The sequence below is a fragment of the Methylobacterium endophyticum genome, from assembly GCF_050591105.1.
GTDB lineage: Bacteria > Pseudomonadota > Alphaproteobacteria > Rhizobiales > Beijerinckiaceae > Methylobacterium.
On sequence record NZ_JBNHES010000007.1, the window covers coordinates 156,915 to 175,175 of the forward strand.

17 protein-coding genes, 1 tRNA gene and 1 pseudogene are annotated in these 18,261 nt (G+C 67.9%); 13 read left to right on the plus strand and 6 right to left on the minus strand.

All coding sequences use genetic code 11. The features are described 5' to 3' along the window. Positions 1-29: 29 nt before the first annotated feature. Positions 30-500: a response regulator gene (locus ACP56T_RS10520; RefSeq protein WP_430912102.1), complete on the minus strand. Its 471-nt coding sequence runs from the start codon at positions 498-500 to the stop codon at positions 30-32. A gap of 324 nt (positions 501-824) precedes the next feature. Between ACP56T_RS10520 and ACP56T_RS10525 the strand changes: the two genes are divergently transcribed. The 3 genes from ACP56T_RS10525 (at position 825) to ACP56T_RS10535 (ending at position 3,249) form a co-directional block, all read left to right on the plus strand. After that, positions 825-1,604 (plus strand): cold-shock protein, encoded by a 780-nt coding sequence (locus ACP56T_RS10525; protein WP_430912103.1) that lies wholly within the window; start codon positions 825-827, stop codon positions 1,602-1,604. A gap of 117 nt (positions 1,605-1,721) precedes the next feature. After that, entirely contained in the window at positions 1,722-1,985 is a 264-nt protein-coding gene (locus ACP56T_RS10530; protein WP_430912104.1) for a hypothetical protein, read from the plus strand. 52 nt (positions 1,986-2,037) lie between these two features. Beyond that, positions 2,038-3,249: an acyl-CoA dehydrogenase gene (locus tag ACP56T_RS10535; RefSeq protein WP_430912105.1), complete on the plus strand. Its 1,212-nt coding sequence runs from the start codon at positions 2,038-2,040 to the stop codon at positions 3,247-3,249. 7 nt (positions 3,250-3,256) lie between these two features. Here ACP56T_RS10535 and ACP56T_RS10540 read toward each other — a convergent pair whose 3' ends face one another. After that, the gene (locus tag ACP56T_RS10540; RefSeq protein ID WP_430912106.1) at positions 3,257-4,945 is read right to left on the minus strand and encodes a mucoidy inhibitor MuiA family protein; all 1,689 of its coding nucleotides are present in this window, start codon (positions 4,943-4,945) and stop codon (positions 3,257-3,259) included. 168 nt (positions 4,946-5,113) lie between these two features. Between ACP56T_RS10540 and htpG the strand changes: the two genes are divergently transcribed. The 3 genes from htpG (at position 5,114) to ACP56T_RS10555 (ending at position 8,240) form a co-directional block, all read left to right on the plus strand. Beyond that, positions 5,114-6,970, plus strand: a complete 1,857-nt coding sequence (htpG, locus tag ACP56T_RS10545; RefSeq protein ID WP_430912107.1) for a molecular chaperone HtpG — start codon at positions 5,114-5,116, stop codon at positions 6,968-6,970. A 59-nt stretch (positions 6,971-7,029) separates the two neighbouring features. Further along, positions 7,030-8,100: a glycosyltransferase family 4 protein gene (locus tag ACP56T_RS10550; RefSeq protein WP_430912108.1), complete on the plus strand. Its 1,071-nt coding sequence runs from the start codon at positions 7,030-7,032 to the stop codon at positions 8,098-8,100. A gap of 50 nt (positions 8,101-8,150) precedes the next feature. Continuing rightward, a tRNA-Ser gene (locus ACP56T_RS10555) sits at positions 8,151-8,240 on the plus strand. A 357-nt stretch (positions 8,241-8,597) separates the two neighbouring features. Here the strand turns inward: ACP56T_RS10555 and ACP56T_RS10560 are convergent. Both ACP56T_RS10560 and motA read right to left on the minus strand, forming a co-directional pair. After that, positions 8,598-9,437, minus strand: a complete 840-nt coding sequence (locus ACP56T_RS10560) for a flagellar motor protein MotB (RefSeq protein WP_430912109.1) — start codon at positions 9,435-9,437, stop codon at positions 8,598-8,600. Between the two features lie 22 nt (positions 9,438-9,459). Continuing rightward, positions 9,460-10,323 carry a flagellar motor stator protein MotA gene (motA, locus tag ACP56T_RS10565; RefSeq protein WP_430912110.1) on the minus strand — a complete coding sequence of 288 codons (864 nt, stop codon included), beginning with the start codon at positions 10,321-10,323 and terminating at the stop codon, positions 9,460-9,462. Positions 10,324-11,124: 801 nt separating this feature from the next. Between motA and ACP56T_RS10570 the strand changes: the two genes are divergently transcribed. From ACP56T_RS10570 to chrA, 6 genes are read left to right on the plus strand one after another with little or no spacing between them, the layout of a single operon-like run. Continuing rightward, positions 11,125-11,496 carry an ArsR/SmtB family transcription factor gene (locus ACP56T_RS10570; protein WP_242219519.1) on the plus strand — a complete coding sequence of 124 codons (372 nt, stop codon included), beginning with the start codon at positions 11,125-11,127 and terminating at the stop codon, positions 11,494-11,496. Continuing rightward, the gene (locus ACP56T_RS10575) at positions 11,489-12,016 is read left to right on the plus strand and encodes an arsenate reductase ArsC (protein WP_242219521.1); all 528 of its coding nucleotides are present in this window, start codon (positions 11,489-11,491) and stop codon (positions 12,014-12,016) included. The genes ACP56T_RS10570 and ACP56T_RS10575 overlap by 8 nt, the downstream gene beginning before the upstream one ends. Positions 12,017-12,024: 8 nt before the next feature. Beyond that, positions 12,025-12,450, plus strand: coding sequence for an arsenate reductase (glutaredoxin) (gene arsC, locus ACP56T_RS10580; protein ID WP_242219523.1), 426 nt, complete (start codon positions 12,025-12,027; stop codon positions 12,448-12,450). An 8-nt stretch (positions 12,451-12,458) separates the two neighbouring features. Continuing rightward, on the plus strand, positions 12,459-13,514 hold the full coding sequence (gene arsB, locus ACP56T_RS10585; protein ID WP_242219525.1) for an ACR3 family arsenite efflux transporter: 1,056 nt from the start codon (positions 12,459-12,461) through the stop codon (positions 13,512-13,514). Further along, a complete protein-coding gene (gene arsH / locus ACP56T_RS10590) occupies positions 13,514-14,227 on the plus strand; it encodes an arsenical resistance protein ArsH (protein ID WP_242219526.1) in 714 nt (237 codons plus the stop codon). The genes arsB and arsH overlap by 1 nt, the downstream gene beginning before the upstream one ends. A gap of 59 nt (positions 14,228-14,286) precedes the next feature. Continuing rightward, positions 14,287-15,486 (plus strand): chromate efflux transporter, encoded by a 1,200-nt coding sequence (gene chrA / locus ACP56T_RS10595; RefSeq protein WP_242219529.1) that lies wholly within the window; start codon positions 14,287-14,289, stop codon positions 15,484-15,486. 28 nt (positions 15,487-15,514) lie between these two features. Here chrA and ACP56T_RS10600 read toward each other — a convergent pair whose 3' ends face one another. Both ACP56T_RS10600 and ACP56T_RS10605 read right to left on the minus strand, forming a co-directional pair. Then, positions 15,515-16,531, minus strand: a complete 1,017-nt coding sequence (locus tag ACP56T_RS10600; protein WP_242219531.1) for a nucleotidyl transferase AbiEii/AbiGii toxin family protein — start codon at positions 16,529-16,531, stop codon at positions 15,515-15,517. Next, the gene (locus tag ACP56T_RS10605) at positions 16,524-17,117 is read right to left on the minus strand and encodes a DUF6088 family protein (protein WP_066970298.1); all 594 of its coding nucleotides are present in this window, start codon (positions 17,115-17,117) and stop codon (positions 16,524-16,526) included. The genes ACP56T_RS10600 and ACP56T_RS10605 overlap by 8 nt, the downstream gene beginning before the upstream one ends. Positions 17,118-17,357: 240 nt before the next feature. Between ACP56T_RS10605 and ACP56T_RS10610 the strand changes: the two are divergent. Further along, positions 17,358-18,095, plus strand: a pseudogene (locus tag ACP56T_RS10610) (ArdC family protein); the annotation flags it as partial. Positions 18,096-18,261: the final 166 nt, after the last annotated feature.

The window sequence follows — 18,261 nt, forward strand, 5'->3', positions numbered from 1 at the left end:
TCCAATCGTGCCGAGAGGCCCGGCGGTCCTCAGGCGGCGCCCTTCATGGCGGCCATGCGCGGCGTCGGCCGCAGCAGGCTCTTCACCTGGCTGTAGGGGCGGGGCCGGTTGATCACCTCGTCGAGGCGCGACCATAGGGTCTTGGGCGAGAACGGCTTGGCGATGATCTCGTTGACGCCGAGCGAGATCGCCCGGTCGACCACGTTGCGGCGCGGCTGGGCCAGCATCAGGATGATCGGGATCGTCGGGCAGGGCGAGGTGCTCGGCGTGCGCGCCAGCCGGATGAACTCCTCCCCCGACAGGATCGCGAGGTCCCAGTCGATGATGGTGAGGTCGGGCTTGCTCTCGGCCAGCACGCCGAGCGCCTCGGCCCCGTCGGGCGCCTCCAGCACCCGCTTTATGCCGACGCGCATGAGCATGTCGCGCACGATGCGGCGGATGTAGAGGCTCTCGTCCACGACGAGGGCCGACAGATCGGGGAAAGTCGGGGTCGCGATCATCGGGCGGACGGGGGCTCGCGAGAGGCCCTGAGTCGGGCTTGGCCGGCTAAGGGGCGATTCTACCGCGCGGAGCCTTTGCGCATCCCTAACGGCGCCGAGGGCCCGATCGGGCGCCCCCGAGCCCGCGCGAGAGCGGAAATCGGCGGCCGCGGGCCTCCGGCGGCGAGAAGGTTCTTGCGGTGAAGCCGTGTTTGCGTCAGGACTGAGGCGTTATTCTTGGTCACCGCTGCCTGGGATGATGACAATGCGGGGCGTGTGCTGTCTTGAGGGACGCGCGCGCTGTCTTCGCGATGATGATCGGCGGACGGTTTTTGCGAGCTTTCGATGGGACGTGGTCGTGATTTCAGGGGGCCGCAGAAGCGCGGCTTCGACGATGGTGGAGCCGAGCCGCGGTGGCCGGACCAGGCACCGCCGAGCGGCGGTGGCTACGGTGGGGGATACGGCGGCGGCGGCGGTGGCGGCTTCGGCGGTGGTGGCGGCGGGTTCGATCGCGGTCCGTCGCGTGCCCAGGCCGCTCCCTCCGGCCCGGAGCGTGACGCCACGGTGAAGTGGTTCAACAAGGAGAAGGGCTTCGGCTTCGTGGAGCTCGGCGACGGCTCCGGCGACGCGTTTCTCCACATCCGCGCGGTGGAAGCCGCCGGCCATGCCGACCTCCTGCCCGGCACCCGCCTGACCGTCCAGACGGCCCAGGGCCAGAAGGGCCCGCAGGTCACCAACGTCACCAGCGTCGACACCTCGACGGCGGAGGCCGCTCCTCCCCGGCGCGACGCGCGCCCCCCCCGCACCGGCGGTTTCGGCGGTGATCGCTTCGGCGGCGGCGGTGGCGGCTACGGCGGCGACCGTTTCGGTGGCGGCGGCGGTGGCGGCGGTGGCCGCTTTGCCTCCGGCCCGTCGGTGGAGATGACCGGCACCGTGAAGTGGTACGATCCGACCAAGGGCTTCGGCTTCGTCTCCGTCAACGACGGCGGCAAGGACGTGTTCGTGCACCGCTCCGCGCTCTCGCGCGCCGGGCTCGATTCGCTGAACGAGGGCCAGCAGGTCACGCTCGGCGTGGTCGAGGGCCAGAAGGGCCGCGAGGCCCAGAGCATCAACGTCGACGATTGATCGCACCCGGCGGACCACAATCCGCCGCGTTCCGACCGGATGTCTCGAAACGGCGGCCCATCGGGTCGCCGTTTCTCGTTTCGGACGGTCCGCCGTCCGTCATCCTCGGAGCCGTTCATGCGCATCCCCATGCTCGCCGCCGCGTTGTGCCTCATGTCCGTCGCCTGCGCGGCGGGCGCGCGGGCGGAGGACTTCTCCGGGTTCTATGCCGGCGTGAACGCGGGCTACGGGTTCGGCCGCGAGCGGGGCGACAGGGATGCCGCGCCGGGAACGGCTCCGGCGGGGCCGGGCGCCCAGGACGATGCCAAGCTGCCGCCGAGCGCGGCCAGCGCCGCGCGGGCGATGCGGAGTGGTCGGGACGGGGCCGCCAAGGGGCGGTGAGAGGCCGACGACGTGCCCCGCGAAGGGGCTGCAACCGAATGAGGACATGCCGATGACCGCGCCGATCCGCCGCCCGGACTCCTCCAAACCCGCCTTCACCTGGGAGGACCCGCTGCTCCTCGAGGACCAGCTCCACGAGGACGAGCGCGCCATCCGCGACACCGCCCGCGCCTTCGCGCAGGAGCGGCTGCTGCCCGGCATCGTCGCGGCCTACGCCAACGAGACCTGCGACCGCTCGCTGTTCTCCGCCATGGGCGAGCTCGGCCTGCTCGGGCTGACGCTGCCCGAGGAGTACGGCTGCGCCGGCGCCTCCTACGTCTCCTACGGGCTCGTCGCCCGCGAGGTGGAGCGCGTCGATTCGGGCTACCGCTCGATGATGAGCGTGCAGTCCTCGCTGGTCATGTACCCGATCCACGCCTATGGCAGCGAGGCGCAGCGTCGGCGCTACCTGCCCAAGCTGGCGCGCGGCGAATGGGTCGGCTGCTTCGGCCTGACCGAGCCGGAGGCGGGCTCCGACCCCGGCGGCATGCGCACGCGGGCCGAGCGGATCGACGGCGGCTACCGCCTCACCGGCGCCAAGACCTGGATCTCGAACAGCCCCATCGCCGACGTGTTCGTGATCTGGGCGAAATCCGACGCGCATGACGGCGAGATTCGGGGCTTCGTGCTGGAGAAGGGCCTGAAGGGGCTCTCGGCGCCGAAGATCGAGGGCAAGCTCAGCTTACGCGCCTCGATCACGGGCGAGATCGTGATGGAGGGGGTGGAGGTCGGCGAGGAGGCGCTGTTGCCGGATGCCTCCGGCCTCAAGGGCCCCTTCGGCTGCCTTAACCGGGCGCGCTACGGCATCGCGTGGGGGAGCATGGGCGCGGCGGAGGATTGCTGGCACCGCGCCCGCGCCTACACCCTGGACCGCCGCCAGTTCGGCAAGCCGCTGGCGCAGACCCAGTTGGTCCAGAAGAAGCTCGCCGACATGCAGACGGAGATTGCGCTGGGGCTCCAGGCGGCGCTGCGCGTCGGGCGGCTCCTCGACGAGGGCCGGGCGGCCCCCGAGATGATCAGCCTGATCAAGCGCAACAATTGCGGCAAGGCGCTCGACATCGCGCGGACCGCCCGCGACATGCATGGCGGCAACGGCATCATTGGCGAATACCACGTCATCCGCCACGCCCAGAACCTCGAGACCGTGAACACCTACGAGGGCACGCACGACGTGCACGCCCTGGTGCTCGGCCGGGCGCAGACCGGGTTGCAGGCGTTCTTCTGACGATATCTCAGGGCCGCGAGACGGGCTTCTGCTCGAACACCACCTCCCGATCCGCCGGCCAGCGCAGGCGGTAGGAGAGGCGGATGTCGCGGGCCTCGCCCGGCTTGTAGTCGTAGCTCCAGGCGAGCACGCCGCGCCGGTCGTTCGGCTGCTTCTCCGTGGGCGCCGTCGTCTCTCGCAACTGCTCCACGGTGATGGCGCCGTTCTCCGAGTAGGGCATCCGGTCGAGGATCGTGATGCGGATGGCTTGCGCGTGCAGGTTCTTCACGCTGGTCTTGAACTCGCGCAGGTCCGTCTTGGTCTGTCCGAGCCAGGTCGGCTCGCTCTCGCGCCGGCGCAGGGGCACGCGGGCGATCTTCACGCGGTCGTCGGCGCCGAGCCCGAGATCGACGCTGTCGCCGGGCGCCGTCAGCTTGATCCGCGTGCGGCCGACGAAGCTGCCGTCGCGCCGCAGGGAGACCTCGCCGGGCAGGAGCGGCGCCTCGTCCTCCTGGGTGAAGCTCGCCTTGAGATAGGCGGTCTCGTCGAGCTCCGGCGTCGCGGTGACGGAGAGCTGCGGCTCGATCCGGCGGGTGGCGAGCGCGAGCGTCTTGCTCAGGCCGTCCTGGCCGACGCTGACGCGCCCCGGCACGCGGTAGGTCGCCTGGAAGCTGCCGGCCTCCAGCGTCGCCTGCTGCTGCATCGCCTCGACCATGCGCGGAGCCGGGGGCACCGCCTTCTTCAACTCGGCGACCTGCTGGCCGTCGGCGGATGGCGCCGCAGGCGCGGGGACGGCGAGCGAGCGGGCCGCCGCCGCGCGCTCCCGCTCGGCGAAGGCAGGCGGCTCCCAGAACGAGACCTGCAACGGCGCGAGTTCCGCCGCCGCCGCGCCGCGCGCCACCCGCACCGTCGAGACGGACAACTCGACATCGCTCCAATCCTCGCCGGTGCGCTGGCTGATCTCGGCGCGGCGCGCGAGGTCGAGCACCGGCTTCTCGGCGCCGGTGTCGAGGCTCGCCTCGTAGGTCGGCCGCCAGGAGGCACCGGCGACGCGGTAGCTGACGAGGATCTCGCCCTGCATCGCGCTCGCCGCCTCGACGGCGATGCTGACGTCGCGCTTCGGCGCGCCGGGGCTGGGCCGCGAGGGACGCGCGCGCTCCGCCGCGAGGATCTCGGCGTCGAGGTCGCGCAGCTTCGCGCGGGCCTGCCGGATGTCCTCCTGAACGCCGGCGAGGCCGCTGCCGATAGCGTCCCAGGCGGTCTGCCACTGGCCGACCTCCATGCCCTTGCCCTCCGGCCCGAGCTTCTCCGGGCTCGCCTCGGCGTAGCGCTCGATCGCCTTTCGCTTGCCCTCCAGCGCGACGAGCCCTGCCGCCTTGACCTCGCGCTCCTCCCTCAGCCGGTCGATCTTCTCCTGAAGGGCGGCGTCGACCACGGGCTTGACCTCCCCCGGCGTCAGGCGGACGTCGACGGCTCCGAGGGTGAGCGCGCCGCCGCCCTTCGCCGAAACCTGGATCGAGGACGGATCGAGGGTGGCGGGCAGGCCCCGCAGGGTCAGGCTGGAGGCGCCCTCCGGGAGCGAGAGCGATCCCGTGCGGCTCACCAGCGCCGCGTCGGGATAGACCGTCACCCGCTCGATCCGGGACACGACCTCGATCTCGGCGGCGAGGAGCGCCTGGGGCGCGCAGATCATCAGGAGCGCGAGGCGGATGCGCATGGGGATCCTCCGGCAATCGACGGCGCCCGGCCGATGCGGCGGAGCGGAGCCGTGCGTAACCGCCGCGCGGCGGCGGCTCGGTGCGCCTTCGCACGGGCGCCCGAGCATTGAAATCACGGCCCGCGCGGAGCATATCGCACCCGGTTTTCGGGCATCGGGAGCGAGCGTGTGAGCGAGACGGTGGAGCGGCACGAATTCGGCGCCGAGGTGGGGCGTCTTCTCGACCTCGTGGTCCACGCCCTCTATTCGGACCGCGAGATCTTCCTGCGCGAGCTCGTCGCCAACGCGGCGGACGCCATGGACCGGCGCCGGTTCGAGGCGCTGAGCGGCGCCGCGCCGGCGCTCCCCCCCGACGCCAAGATCCGCATCGTGCCCGACAAGGAGGCACGCACCCTCACCGTCTCCGATGCCGGCATCGGCATGTCGAAGGACGAGCTGGGGCAGAATCTCGGCACCATCGCGCGCTCGGGCACCCGCGCCTTCTCGCAGACGCTGGCCGACACCAAGCCCGAGACCGAGGCCGAGGATACCCGTCCGAGCCTCATCGGGCAGTTCGGCGTCGGCTTCTATGCCGCCTTCATGGTGGCCGACCGGGTGCGCGTCACCTCGCGCCGGGCCGGTTCCGAGGAGGCGTTCGCCTGGGAATCGGACGGGCGCGGCGGCTACACGATCGAGCCCGCCGAGAAGGCCGAGCCCGGCACGGAGATCGTCCTCCACCTGAAGGAGGACGCCGACGAGTATCTGGAGCCCTACCGGCTCGACCATCTCATCCGCAAATGGGCCGACTTCATCACCGTGCCCATCGCCATCGCGCGCGACGGCAAGGACGAGGCGGCCAACCAGGGCACCGCCCTCTGGCGCAAGGCGAAGTCCGAGATCACGCCCGAGCAGTACGAGGAGTTCTACCGCCAGGTCGGCATGAATTTCGACAAGCCCTGGGCGACGCTGCACTGGCGCGCCGAGGGCGCGATGGAGTTCACCGCGCTCCTGTTCGTGCCGGGCATGAAGCCGTTCCAGGCCATCGAGGGCGAGCGCGAGAGCAAGGTGCGGCTGCATGTGCGCCGCATGTTCATCACCGACGAGGCCGGCCTGCTGCCGTCCTGGCTGCGCTTCGTGCAGGGCGTGGTCGATACCGAGGACCTGCCGCTCAACGTCTCGCGCGAGATGCTGCAAGCGACGCCGGCTCTCGCCCGGATCCGCAAAGCCGTCACCGGCAAGGTGCTCTCGGAACTCGCCAGCCGCGCGAAGAAGCCGGAGGGCGAGTACGAGAAATTCTGGGAGAATTTCGGGCCGACCCTCAAGGAGGGCATCTACGAGGACCACGAACGCCGGGCCGAGATCGCGGCGCTGCTGCGCTTCCGCTCCTCGGCGGTGGAGGGCTGGACCTCATTTGCCGACTACGTGTCCCGCATGAAGGACGGCCAGGAGGCCATCTACTACCTCGTCGCCGACGATGCGGAGGCCCTGCGGAACTCGGCGCAGCTCGAGGGTTTCAAGGCGCGCGGCATCGAGGTGCTGCTCCTGTCCGACCATGTCGACGCCTTCTGGCCCGACAGCCTGCACCGCTTCGAGGAGAAGCCCCTGCGCTCGGTTACGCAAGGGGGCGCCGACCTCTCGGCCTTCGCCCCCGAGAGCGGCGAGGCAGAGCCGGCCCCCGAGATCGGGACGCTGCTCGCGGCCCTGAAGACGGCGCTGGCCGACAGCGTCTCGGAGGTGCGCGCCACCGACCGTCTCGTCGACAGCGCCGTGGTGCTCTCGGCCTCCGGCAACGGCCCGGACCTTCAGATGCAGCGCCTGCTGCGCCGGGCCGGGCGCGGGACAGGCGCCGGCCTGCCCGTGCTCGAGCTGAACCCGCGCCATCCCCTGATCCGCTCCCTCGCGGCGGGTTCGGAAGAGACCGTGACGGAGGCGGCCGGAATGCTGCTCGACCTCGCCCGCATCCAGGACGGCGATACGCCGCGCGATCCCGTCGCCTTCGCCCGCAAGGTCGCCGCCGCCCTGGCGGCCGCCGCGCCGGCGGCCTGAGCGCGGAGCACCATGCGCACCGGATCGCGGCGAGGACACACCGCGCGCGGCCGGTGCCCGTGAAGATCCTGCTTCCGACGCTCTACGACACGCGCGGCGGCTCGACCCGTGTGCTGCTCGCCGCAGCCGATGCCTTGCGCGGCCGCCACGCGGTGACGGTCCGCGCGCCCCTGCCGGAGGCCGACGAGCGGACGCCGCCGCGCTTTCCCTCCCGGCCGCTCGCCGGCCCCTGGCGCAAGCTCGCGGTGCTGCCGCGCCTCGCCGGGCTCGTCGCCGCCGAGGCCAAGGCCCTGCGGCGTCTCCGGCCGGACCTGATCCACGTCCACGACGAGCCGACCCTCTACGTCTACGGCCTCGCCGCGCGCCTCCTGCGCCCCCGTCCCTTCGTGCTCTGGCACCTGCACGCCCCGGCCGCCGGCGGCCGCGCGGGGGCCCTTCGCGCCTCGCTCGCCGATGCCTGCATCGTCATCAGCCCGCATGCGACGCCGCCTACGCGCCTGCCCTGGCGTCTCGTGCGCAACCCGCTGCCGGCGCTCCCGCCGCACGCGCGCCCGGACGGCGATACGCGCCTCGCCGGCCTCGCCGTGGTCGGCGCCCTCGGTCCCCGCAAGGGCCAGGACCGGGCCGTCGACGCGCTTGCTGTCCTGCTGCGGATGCCGGAGGCGGCTGAGGCCCATCTCACCCTGATCGGCCCCGAGCTCGACGCCGCCTTCGCCGCCGCCCTGCGCATGCGCGTGACGGCACTCGGGCTCGATGGTCGCGTGACCTTCGCCGGCGAGCGCCCGCCCGAGACGGCCTTCGCGGGCGTGACGCTGGCGCTGTTCCCATCCCGCGCCGAGATGCAGCCGCTCGCCCTGGCAGAGGCGATGGCCCGCGGCCTGCCGGTCGTCGCCTCCGACATCCCCGCCCACCGCGCCATGCTGGAGGATGCCGGAGCGGACCTCGCGAGCCTCGGCGATCCCGCCGCCGAGCCCCTGGCCGCCGCGATCCTGCGCGCCGCCGCGTGCCCCATGCGGCCCGGCCTCGCGGAGCGGATCCGCACCCTCTACGCGCCGGAGCGCTTCCGCGCCGATCTCACCGCCGCCGTCGATGCGCTGACGGAGGGGCGCATCCGAGCAACCGACTTGTGAACGGGCACCGGCTCATGCTACGGACCGCCCGTCTCGTCGAGGCCCCTCGCGGAGAGGTGGCAGAGTGGTCGAATGCACCGCACTCGAAATGCGGCATGGGTGCAAGCCCATCGGGGGTTCGAATCCCTCCCTCTCCGCCATGAATACGCCTTAAGCGATTGGTGCTGATGTGGTTTTCTGAAGAGTAGGCCAGCCGGCCTACTGTCAGGCCCATATTTCGAATCGGCTTTTAGCGGGCCTTTTTTGGAATACCCCCCATGGGCGCAAGGCTAGGCGCTTCGCCCCGAGCGATCGAGAAACCTACATCGCGGTGCTCGCCGATGAGCTTCGCGCGTTCGGCGTGGCTGGCGCGTCGGGACCGCCTGCCGCCTGGGAGCGCAACCCGGCCGCGGCGAGATCCACGGGCTGCCTCCCCCTAAAAAGTCGGACACCGGCAACTCATCCCGCAATGACGAGACCCGTGCATGCTTCCTTTCGAGGCGGCAGGCGTCTTCCCGTCAGCGAAGAAAGTTCGAGGGCGCCGGTGCGCTCGCGTTGAGCAGGGTGATCGTCACCCGTCGGTTCGGCGCGATGTAGGGATTGTCGGGGAACACCGGCTCGGTGTCGGCGCGTCCCACCACGGAAGCGAAGTTGTCGTTGCGAACCCCGGCACCCGACAGGATCTCGCGCACGGCGAGCGCACGCCCGGCGGTGAGGTTCCAGGGCTCGACCGCCTGGGCCGAGCCCGGACGCGCGGCGGCCGTGTAGCCGGTTATGGACAGGCGGTTGGGCATCCGGCTCAGGGCGGGCGCGAGCGCCTCCAGCACGCGGCGGGTGTGCTCGTAGGGGTCGACGGAGCCGTCGCGGAACATGGAGCGGCCGTCCTGGTCCACGAGGGAAACGTTCAGGCCTTCCTTGGTCGTCTCGAAGACGATGTTGCGCGACAGCTCGGCGATATCGGGCATCTTCTGGAGCGCCTGCCGGAGGCTGGCTATGGCGCTGTAGTCGGGCTCGCTGGCGCTGCTCGGGCTGGTCGGGCGCGCTCCGTCCTTCGGCTCGGCAAAGCCCCTCGCCGCCTCGCGGGGCGTGGACGGCTTGTTGCCCGAACTGTCCAGGGAGGTGCCGTACAGCATTCCGCCGGCGCCGCTGGTGGCAGGGCTCAAGGACGCCGGCGAGAAGTATTCCGCCAGACCGACCTTCTGCTCCTGCGTCGTCATGCTGATCAGCCACATCAGCAGAAAGAACGCCATCATGGCGGTCACGAAGTCCGCATAGGCGATCTTCCAGGCCCCGCCGTGGTGGGCATGGCCGTGCTTCTTGACCTTCTTGATGATGATCGGCTGGCTAGCCATGGTCATCGAGTCCCTGATGGAGATTGCGTTAGATCTCGGCGGGCAGAGCGGCGGTCGCCGCTTCCACTTCGGTGAAGGTCGGGCGGACTTCGCTCATCAGGGCCTTGCGGGCGAATTCCACCGCCATCACCGGCGGCTGGCCGCCGATATGGGCGAGGAGACCCGCCTTGAGTGAAATGTAGTATTTGGATTCGGCCTCGAAGAGGCTCTTGAGCGACTGCGCCATGGGCCCGAAGAAGCCATAGGCGACGAAGACGCCGAAGAAGGTGCCGACGAGCGCGCCGCCGATCAGATGCCCGAGCACCTCCGGCGGCTCCTTGATCGCCCCCATGGTCTTGATCACGCCGAGCACGGCGGCGACGATGCCGAGGGCCGGCGTTCCGTCGGCGAGCGACTGCATGGCCGAGACGACACGCTCCCGCTCCTGGTGGTGCGTCTCCAGCTCCTCGTCCATGAGAGCCTCTATCTCGTGGACGTTGTTGGCGCCCAGCGTCACCATGCGCATGTAGTCGCAGACGAACTCGACCGCGTGATGGTTGGCCGCGAAGGTCGGGAAGGCGTTGAACAGCGTCGACTCGCTCGGATTTTCGATGTGCGGCTCGAGCGCCAGCAAACCCTTCTGTTTCGCGAGCTTGTACAGCGAATACTGCATTCCCAGCAGTTCGACATAGCTCTCCTGCGTGTACTTGGGCCCCCGCACGAGCGTGCCCAGCATGGTGGGCACGGCCTTCAGCACCGGCCCGGTGTTGCCGATGATGAAGGCGCCGATCGCTGCCCCGAGGATGATGACGAACTCGAACGGCTGCCAAAGAACTTCCAGGTGGCCACCCATTGCCGCGTAACTGCCGAAGACGCAGGCAAAGACGACGATCGTGCCGATAATCAGCCGCATAACTTGCCATCCTTGCGCGGCGGCAGGCACAACCCGCGCGAAGCCACTCTGGTCCGACAAATTACTGATTGAGGTTAACGGCGAGTTTAGAACGGTGGCCGGGGCTCCACTTGGCGACCGGCTTCGCGTCGATCCCGCAGCGCTTCGAGAGCGTCCTCCGGCTCGCTCGACGATGCCGGGCTCGACGGATCGCCGCAATCCTCGTGGCGCTGCCCTGAAGAACCCGGCTCTGAGCCAGTTTCCTCTACCCCGACGCGTGGAATGCGCCGCTAAACCCTGAGATCGAACACCTGCGCCATGGCGGCCGGCGCCGTCGATGTCCCTACTCCCACTCGATTATTGATTGGGATCATAACGCCTTGAAATATCGTCATTAAAAATATTTTTCGCGGCAATATACCGTCAGCCATTCCGCCAAAACGGCTGGCTTTTGAAATTATTGGATTTTTCCGGGATACCCCGAAAAACCGTACTTTCGGGATCTATCGTCAAGCGAGGAACGCAGGAAACAATCCGACTCGATCCGTGCATTCCGCCGATCTCGCGCTGTGACCCTATCATCGTGAAGGCCGACTGTCACCTCCGAGCCTTCCAATGAACCAGTGCCGGTGACGCTGGCCGAACTTGCAGCCCGTTTCAGGAATGGCTCACCGGGCGCTTATTCCGTCTCCTATCGCCTACCAAAAGCGCACCTTGCGTCCGCGACATATTCTCATTTTGGGGACGCGGTTGTGCGCCAAGGCGGAACCCTTGGGTCGCACCGGGCTAGACTACGGCCAACATGTCGATTAGTCTCGACACATGGAATCAGATGCCGCCATCCTCGCTTTCGCCGCGCTCGCGCAATCGACCCGTCTCGACGTGTTCCGTCTCCTGATGGAGCACGGACCGGACGGAGTACCCGCAGGCGAGATTGCCCGTAGGCTGGATGTCCCGCACAACACCATGTCCACGCATCTGGCGACGCTGACGCGCGCCGGCCTGATCGACGCCGAGCGCCACAGCCGGTCGATCATCTATCGGGCAAGGCTCGAGGCCGTGCATGCGCTCACCAGCTTCCTGGTCAAGGATTGCTGCGGCGGTCGCCCCGAACTCTGCGCGCCGCTGATCGCTGACCTTTCCCCCTGTTGCCCGCCGCAATCCCTCGCCGCCAAGGAGGCCGCCCATGACTGACCGCATCTACAACGTCCTCTTCCTCTGCACGGGGAATTCGGCCCGCTCGATTCTCGCCGAGAGCATCCTGACCAAAGACGGCGCAGGCCGCTTCCGCGCCTTCTCGGCCGGGAGCCAGCCGAAGGGCGCGGTCAACCCGTTCGCCCTGAAGGTGCTCGGAAGCTTCGAGTATCCGACCGAAGGCTTTCGTTCGAAGAGCTGGGAGGAATTCGCCCAGCCCGACGCGCCTATCATGGATTTCGTCTTCACCGTCTGCGACAGCGCCGCCGGCGAGGCCTGCCCGGTCTGGCCGGGCCAGCCGATGACCGCGCATTGGGGCATCGAAGACCCCGCTGCCGTTGAGGGGCCGGACATCGAAAAGGAAAAGGCGTTCGTCGCCGCCTTCCGCTACATGCGAAACCGGATTGCCGTCTTTACGGCTCTGCCCGTGGCAAGCCTCGACAAGGCCGCGCTTGGCACCAAGCTGCGCGAGATCGGCCGCAGCGAAGGCGCAACGTCTCCACGCCCTGACGTCGCGTGAGGCCGGTCATGGACGTCATCATCTATCACAACCCCGATTGCGGCACCTCGCGCAACACGCTTGGCTTGATCCGCAATGCCGGTGTCGAGCCGCATGTCATCGAATATCTCAAGACGCCGCCGAGCCGGACCATGCTTGAGCAGCTCATCGCACGCATGGGTATCTCCGCTCGTGCTTTGCTACGCGAGAAGGGCACACCCTATGCCGAGCTTGGCCTTGGCGACGCGGCTCTGACTGACGGTCAGCTTCTCGACGCTATGATGGCGCATCCCATCCTCATCAATCGTCCGATCGTGGTCACGCCAGAAGGGGTGAGGCTGTGCCGGCCATCCGAGGAAGTGCTGGACCTGCTGCCGCCGCAGCGCGGGGCCTTCGTCAAGGAAGACGGCGAGCGGGTGATCGACGAACACGGCCGCCGCGTCGCGGCGGCTTGAGGAAGACTATGTCCACCTTCGAACGCTATCTCACCCTTTGGGTCGCCCTGTGCATCGTAGCCGGCATTGCGCTCGGCCACCTCATACCGGGCGTCTTCCACGCCATCGGCGCGGCCGAAATCGCCAAGGTCAATCTGTCTGTCGCAGCGCTGATCTGGCTCATGATCGTGCCGATGCTGGTCAAGATCGACTTCGCCGCGCTCGGTCAGGTCAAGGAGCATTGGCGCGGCATCGGCGTCACGCTCTTCGTCAACTGGGCGGTGAAGCCCTTCTCGATGGCGGCGCTCGGCTGGCTGTTCGTCGGCTATCTCTTCCGACCCTACCTGCCGGCCGAGCAAATCGGCTCCTATATCGCCGGCCTCATCATTCTTGCCGCCGCACCTTGTACGGCGATGGTCTTCGTCTGGTCGAACCTGACCAAGGGCGAGCCGCATTTCACGCTCAGCCAGGTTGCGCTCAACGACACCATCATGGTGTTCGCCTTCGCGCCCGTCGTCGGGCTGTTGCTGGGTCTCTCAGCCATCTCCGTGCCGTGGGATACGCTGGTCCTGTCCGTCGCGCTCTATATCGTCGTGCCGGTGATCGCCGCGCAGGTACTGCGCCGCCGGATACTCGCCAATGGAGGCGAACCGGCGCTGAAGCGCTTCCTCGATCTCCTTCAGCCGCTTTCGCTGGTGGCGCTGCTCGCCACGCTCGTGTTGCTGTTCGGCTTTCAGGGCGAACAGATTCTTGCCCAGCCGCTCGTGATCGCGCTGCTCGCCGTGCCGATCCTGATCCAGGTCTATTTCAACTCTGGTCTCGCCTATCTCCTCAACCGGCTGGCCGGCGAACAGCATTGCGTCGCGGGACCGTCGGCTTTGATCGGGGCATCGAACTTCTTCGAGCTGGCGGTCGCGGCCGCCATCAGCCTGTTCGGCTTTCAGTCGGGCGCGGCGCTCGCCACCGTGGTCGGCGTGCTGATCGAGGTGCCGGTGATGCTCTCCGTCGTCTGGATCGTGAACCGCTCGAAAGGCTGGTATGAGCGCGGAGAGAAGCCCAGGGCCGTGGCCGAGGCGAAGCGCTGATGCTGCGCGATCTGCCCAACATCGATGGCGCATGCCTAGACGTGCCGACAATCGACCGGCTCCGGGCTGCGCCTTCGACCCATCCGCCGCGTATCCTCTTGCTCTACGGCTCCCTGCGCGAGCGCTCCTACAGCCGCTTCCTCACGCAAGAAGCCGAGCGCCTGCTCAATCACTTCGGCGCTGAAACGCGCATCTTCAATCCGCAGGGCCTGCCACTGCCGGACGGCGCCGAGGTCAACCATCCGAAGGTCCAGGAATTACGCGAGCTCTCCCTCTGGTCGGAAGGTCAGGTCTGGACCAGCCCGGAGCGACACGGCGCGATGAGCGGAGTGATGAAGGCGCAGATCGACTGGATTCCACTCTCGGTCGGCGCGGTGCGGCCGACGCAGGGCCGCACACTCGCCGTCATGCAGGTGTCGGGCGGCTCGCAGAGCTTCAATGCCGTCAACCAGATGCGGGTGCTCGGCCGCTGGATGCGCATGGTGACGATCCCCAACCAGTCCTCTGTCGCCAAAGCGTTCCAAGAGTTCAACGAGGCTGGTCGGATGAAACCCTCCGCCTTCTATGACCGGGTGGTCGACGTGATGGAGGAACTGATCAAGTTCACGCTGCTGACGCGCGATGTCTCTACCTACCTCACCGACCGCTATTCCGAACGCAAGGAGAGCGGCGAAGCCCTGATGCGGCGGGTCAATCTGACCGCCGCGACCTGAACCATCTAACGATCTGGCGTCATCGCCCGCGAAATGACCCAGCCAATGAGGTCTCCTGAATGGATCACAGCCCAGAGCAGTCAAAGGCAAGCGTCTCCGAGGTATTCCGCGTCTTCCTGAAGCTAGGGCTCACCTCCTTCGGAGGCCCGATCGCGCATCTGGGCTATTTCCGCGACGAGCTGGTGACGCGGCGAAAGTGGCTGAGCGAAAGCGCCTATGCCGATCTGGTGGCGCTATGTCAGTTCCTGCCCGGACCCGCCTCCAGCCAGGTCGGCTTTGCGCTCGGCCTGACACGGGCGGGTTGGGGCGGCGCGTTTGCCGCTTTCCTCGCCTTCACCCTGCCATCGGCTCTGATCCTCCTCGCGCTCGCCATGACGGCAACGCGGCTGGAAAGCCCGCTTGCGCTAGGCGTCCTGCATGGACTCAAGATCGTCGCCGTCGCTATCGTGGCGCAAGCCGTGTGGGGCATGGCGAAAAACCTCTGCCCCGACAAGGAGCGCGCCACCATCGCGGTCGTGGCCGTGCTTCTGCTTGCCTGGGCGCCAAGCGCCATCGGAATGATGGCCGCCATACTGCTGGGCGTAATCGCGGGGTTGGCCCTCGGCAAGGGACAGGTCACGATCGGCGACCATCTGCCGGTCCCGGTCTCACGCAAAGCTGGCCTGGCGGCCTTCGCGCTGTTCGTCGCCTTGCTGATTGGCCTGCCGGTCCTGGCGGGGCAAGCGCAAGGATGGGCGCTCGCCGACAGCTTCTATCGCGCCGGTTCACTGGTCTTTGGTGGCGGTCACGTGGTGCTGCCGTTGTTGCAGGCCGAAACCGTCACACCAGGATGGGTCTCCAATGGCGCCTTTCTCGCAGGCTATGGCGTGGCGCAGGCGGTGCCAGGACCGCTCTTCACCTTCGCCGCCTGGCTCGGGGCGATCATGGGGCCCGCCCCCAATGGTGCTGCCGGTGCGGCAATCGCTCTGGTTGCCCTCTTCCTGCCGGGCTTCCTGATCCTGATCGGCGCGCTGCCCTTCTGGGATCAGTTGCGCCGCACGATATGGGCGCAATCGGCCATGCAGGGCGCGAATGCCGCCGTCGTCGGCATTCTCGGAGCGGCGCTCTATTCGCCCGTCTTCACCAGCGCGATCGGCGGCATGCCGGACTTCGCACTGGCCCTGATTTGCTTTGTGGCGCTGATGGTCTGGAAAGCTCCGCCATGGGTTGTCGTACTATTGGCGGCCACGGGCGGGGCGGCGCTCACCTTGGTGTCGTGAGACAGCCCCATACTTTCCCCTGCATTCCTTATGTCGCCGAGCGATTTGCGCGTTCGGCGATGTCCGCGCATCGCTCGATCAAAACCTCGAACGGCTCGGCATCATCGAAGAGCAGCCCATCCTCGACCATGCGCACATAGTCTTCCTCCAGCGCCTTGGCGCCATCGCCGGCGGGGACCAGTTGCAAGCCGCCATTGACGGCTGCGCCATAGTCGATCGACGTGCGGTCAGCGGCCTTTTCAGCGAAGAACATCGACTTGTGGCGGGCAACCGCGTTCGCCAGTTCGCGATCCGCGAAGGCAGCGTCCGCAAGACCGGCTTCATCGAGCCGGGCGACATCATGCCAGTGCCGGGCGAAGCGGTCCCCACGCAGCCGGTCCTGGTGGCAGAAGACATGGATGGCGGTCGCCTTCTCCCAGAACGTCCGCTCGGCGTGCATGACGCGCGGACGCGCTGTCGGGAATATCAGGCCATCGATCAGGCCAGAGGCATCGCAGACGACATCGCGCAAACTGGCCGGCTCGCCCGTCGACCGCGCGCCGAACTCCAGCATGACACTGGGGGCGACATAGCCTGATCCGGTTGCGGTCGGTTCGTAGTCGATAAAGAGCCGATCACCTTCGACGCGGATCGCCGCAGCCAAACCTTCCGTTGCCAGGGCGTCAGCGATCACCGGCTGCACGACAGCGGCGACCCATTCCGGCAGCCGGCGACGAACCTCGCTGGACCAGCGCTTTTCCTCGCTTCGCGTTTTCGGCAGGGCCTCGCCATTGTCCCCGACCAGGTCGGGCGCAATCGCTCGGATGTCGTAGGTCAGATCGACATCTTCGGAAAACCGATGGATGACCTGATAGGCTTTCGACAGCGATGTGCCGCCCTTGAACACCAGATGCTCACCAAGCGGCGCCGCGTAGAGCGTGCTCAACGCCCACACCACCCAGACGTCCTTTTCGAACAGATGCGCGGGCCGCCCCGAACGATCCGCCGCGACGCCAAGGGCGTCGCGGCGATCCTGAGCCGAGAGGAGCAGGAAGGTTTCAGCCATAGGCCGCCTTCCCGACACTCTGTGCCAACCATGTCGGAAGCTGCGGCGCGGCCGCCACCAATTCGCCAAAGGCGCTGGGCGGCAACTTTCGCTTCAATGTCCTGAGCGCAGTTTCGGCTTTCTCCGGGCCGAGCCAGGCCAAGGCCCGGACGGCCTCTCCCGCCGGCCGGTTGGCCAGAGCCAATTGCCAGCGCGGGGCATGGCGCAATTCCACGACCTGCTTGCCGAGATTCATCTTCCGGCTGCGCCCGGAGGTCAGATAGACCGAACGAACCGGCACCTGCGTCGTCAGGCCAAGGGCGTTTGCGGCCGCCGCACCGTTCGAGACGATGGTCTCGCCACGCTGGCTGGCAAGGGCTTCCACAGCCTGTTCCACCGACGGCGCGCGCGTCCCGAACCGACTGGCGACGGGGCGGAGATAGACACCGCGCCCAGCCCGGATGAGTTGTTCGCGCTCGGCCAGACGCGACAAGGCCTGGTCCACCGCGGCGCGATTGCCGAGATGGAGCAGCCCTTTAGCGGACACAGAAGCGCCCTCGGGCAAACCCGCCATATGCGACAGAATCTGTTCGGTCAGCCGTGTCATCGTCCTTCTCCTGTCAGGAACATACGTAGTTTTCTGACAGTTTTCAAGGAAACACATCCGGGACGGAAAGCTGGGACAAGGGGGAAAGCCTTCCCCTGCGGTCGAGCCTTGGGTCTCGCCCGACCCCTTCTGCGGGGAGATCCCCGCAACGCCCCCCATAGAGTGAGAGTGCGGACGGGTTTCCCGTGACGGGTTGAGGGCTGGAGAAGAGGTCTCCGGCGCCCGTCGCGGAGAACCGCGATGTTCAGGAAAAACCACGGCGCCCGCGCCAGTTCAGGCCGGACGAGCCTCTATGACGACATCACCGACAAGATCATCGCCGAGCTTGAGGCGGGCCGCGCGCCCTGGGTCCAGCCATGGGGATCGGCCGCAGCCAAGGCGCCGCTCGCCATGCCCCGCAACGCTGCGACCGGACGGCACTATTCCGGCATTAACGTGCTCATCCTCTGGGGCGCGGTGATCCAGCACGGCTTCCCTAGCCAGAGTTGGCTCACCTTCCGCCAGGCGCTGTCGCTGGGCGGCAATGTCCGCAAGGGCGAGCATGGCACGACCGTCGTCTATGCCGACCGCTTCACGCCGGAGGACGAGAAGCGCCGCGCCCGCGAGACCGGCGAGGACGCCGCCGCGTTTCCCTTCCTCAAGCGCTTCACCGTCTTCAACGCCGCGCAATGCGACGGCCTGCCGGACGACATCGCCGCCATCGCTCCACCGCCGCCGCCTGGCCTCATCGAGCCGCGCGTCGAGGCTCTGATCGAAGCGACGGGCATCGATTTCCGCATCGGCGGCGATCGCGCCTTCTATGTGCCGGCGCACGACTATGTGCAGGTGCCCCCGCCGCAGGCCTATTTCGAGCCGATCAACTGGCACCGCACGGCCCTGCACGAACTCGGGCACGCCAGCGGCCATGCCTCCCGGCTCGGCCGCGATCTGACCGGCGGTTTCGGCACGAAGAAATACGCCTTCGAGGAGTTGGTGGCCTTATCCTGACTCTGTGATCCTGTCTCAGAATCATGCATTGGAGGCGCCTCACCACGGCTCCGGTGAAGCTCTTCAGACGTCCGGGTCAAGCGTTCCCGCAGCGTAGCGAGGACAACGCTTGACGCGGCGGCGGCACGACAAGCTGTTCATGGGGTGCAGGCTAAGT

Excerpts from the sequence above, each read along its gene's own strand:
- ACP56T_RS10535 (WP_430912105.1), top strand. The coding sequence starts at position 2,038 with ATGACCGCGCCGATCCGCCGCCCGGACTCCTCCAAACCCGCCTTCACC.
- arsB (WP_242219525.1), top strand. The coding sequence starts at position 12,459 with ATGTCCACCTTCGAACGCTATCTCACCCTTTGGGTCGCCCTGTGCATC.
- ACP56T_RS10605 (WP_066970298.1), bottom strand. The coding sequence starts at position 17,117 with ATGACACGGCTGACCGAACAGATTCTGTCGCATATGGCGGGTTTGCCC.
- ACP56T_RS10600 (WP_242219531.1), bottom strand. The coding sequence starts at position 16,531 with ATGGCTGAAACCTTCCTGCTCCTCTCGGCTCAGGATCGCCGCGACGCC.
- arsC (WP_242219523.1), top strand. The coding sequence starts at position 12,025 with ATGGACGTCATCATCTATCACAACCCCGATTGCGGCACCTCGCGCAAC.
- ACP56T_RS10560 (WP_430912109.1), bottom strand. The coding sequence starts at position 9,437 with ATGACCATGGCTAGCCAGCCGATCATCATCAAGAAGGTCAAGAAGCAC.
- ACP56T_RS10530 (WP_430912104.1), top strand. The coding sequence starts at position 1,722 with ATGCGCATCCCCATGCTCGCCGCCGCGTTGTGCCTCATGTCCGTCGCC.
- ACP56T_RS10525 (WP_430912103.1), top strand. The coding sequence starts at position 825 with ATGGGACGTGGTCGTGATTTCAGGGGGCCGCAGAAGCGCGGCTTCGAC.
- ACP56T_RS10540 (WP_430912106.1), bottom strand. The coding sequence starts at position 4,945 with ATGCGCATCCGCCTCGCGCTCCTGATGATCTGCGCGCCCCAGGCGCTC.
- ACP56T_RS10520 (WP_430912102.1), bottom strand. The coding sequence starts at position 500 with ATGATCGCGACCCCGACTTTCCCCGATCTGTCGGCCCTCGTCGTGGAC.
- chrA (WP_242219529.1), top strand. The coding sequence starts at position 14,287 with ATGGATCACAGCCCAGAGCAGTCAAAGGCAAGCGTCTCCGAGGTATTC.
- motA (WP_430912110.1), bottom strand. The coding sequence starts at position 10,323 with ATGCGGCTGATTATCGGCACGATCGTCGTCTTTGCCTGCGTCTTCGGC.
- ACP56T_RS10575 (WP_242219521.1), top strand. The coding sequence starts at position 11,489 with ATGACTGACCGCATCTACAACGTCCTCTTCCTCTGCACGGGGAATTCG.
- ACP56T_RS10570 (WP_242219519.1), top strand. The coding sequence starts at position 11,125 with ATGGAATCAGATGCCGCCATCCTCGCTTTCGCCGCGCTCGCGCAATCG.
- arsH (WP_242219526.1), top strand. The coding sequence starts at position 13,514 with ATGCTGCGCGATCTGCCCAACATCGATGGCGCATGCCTAGACGTGCCG.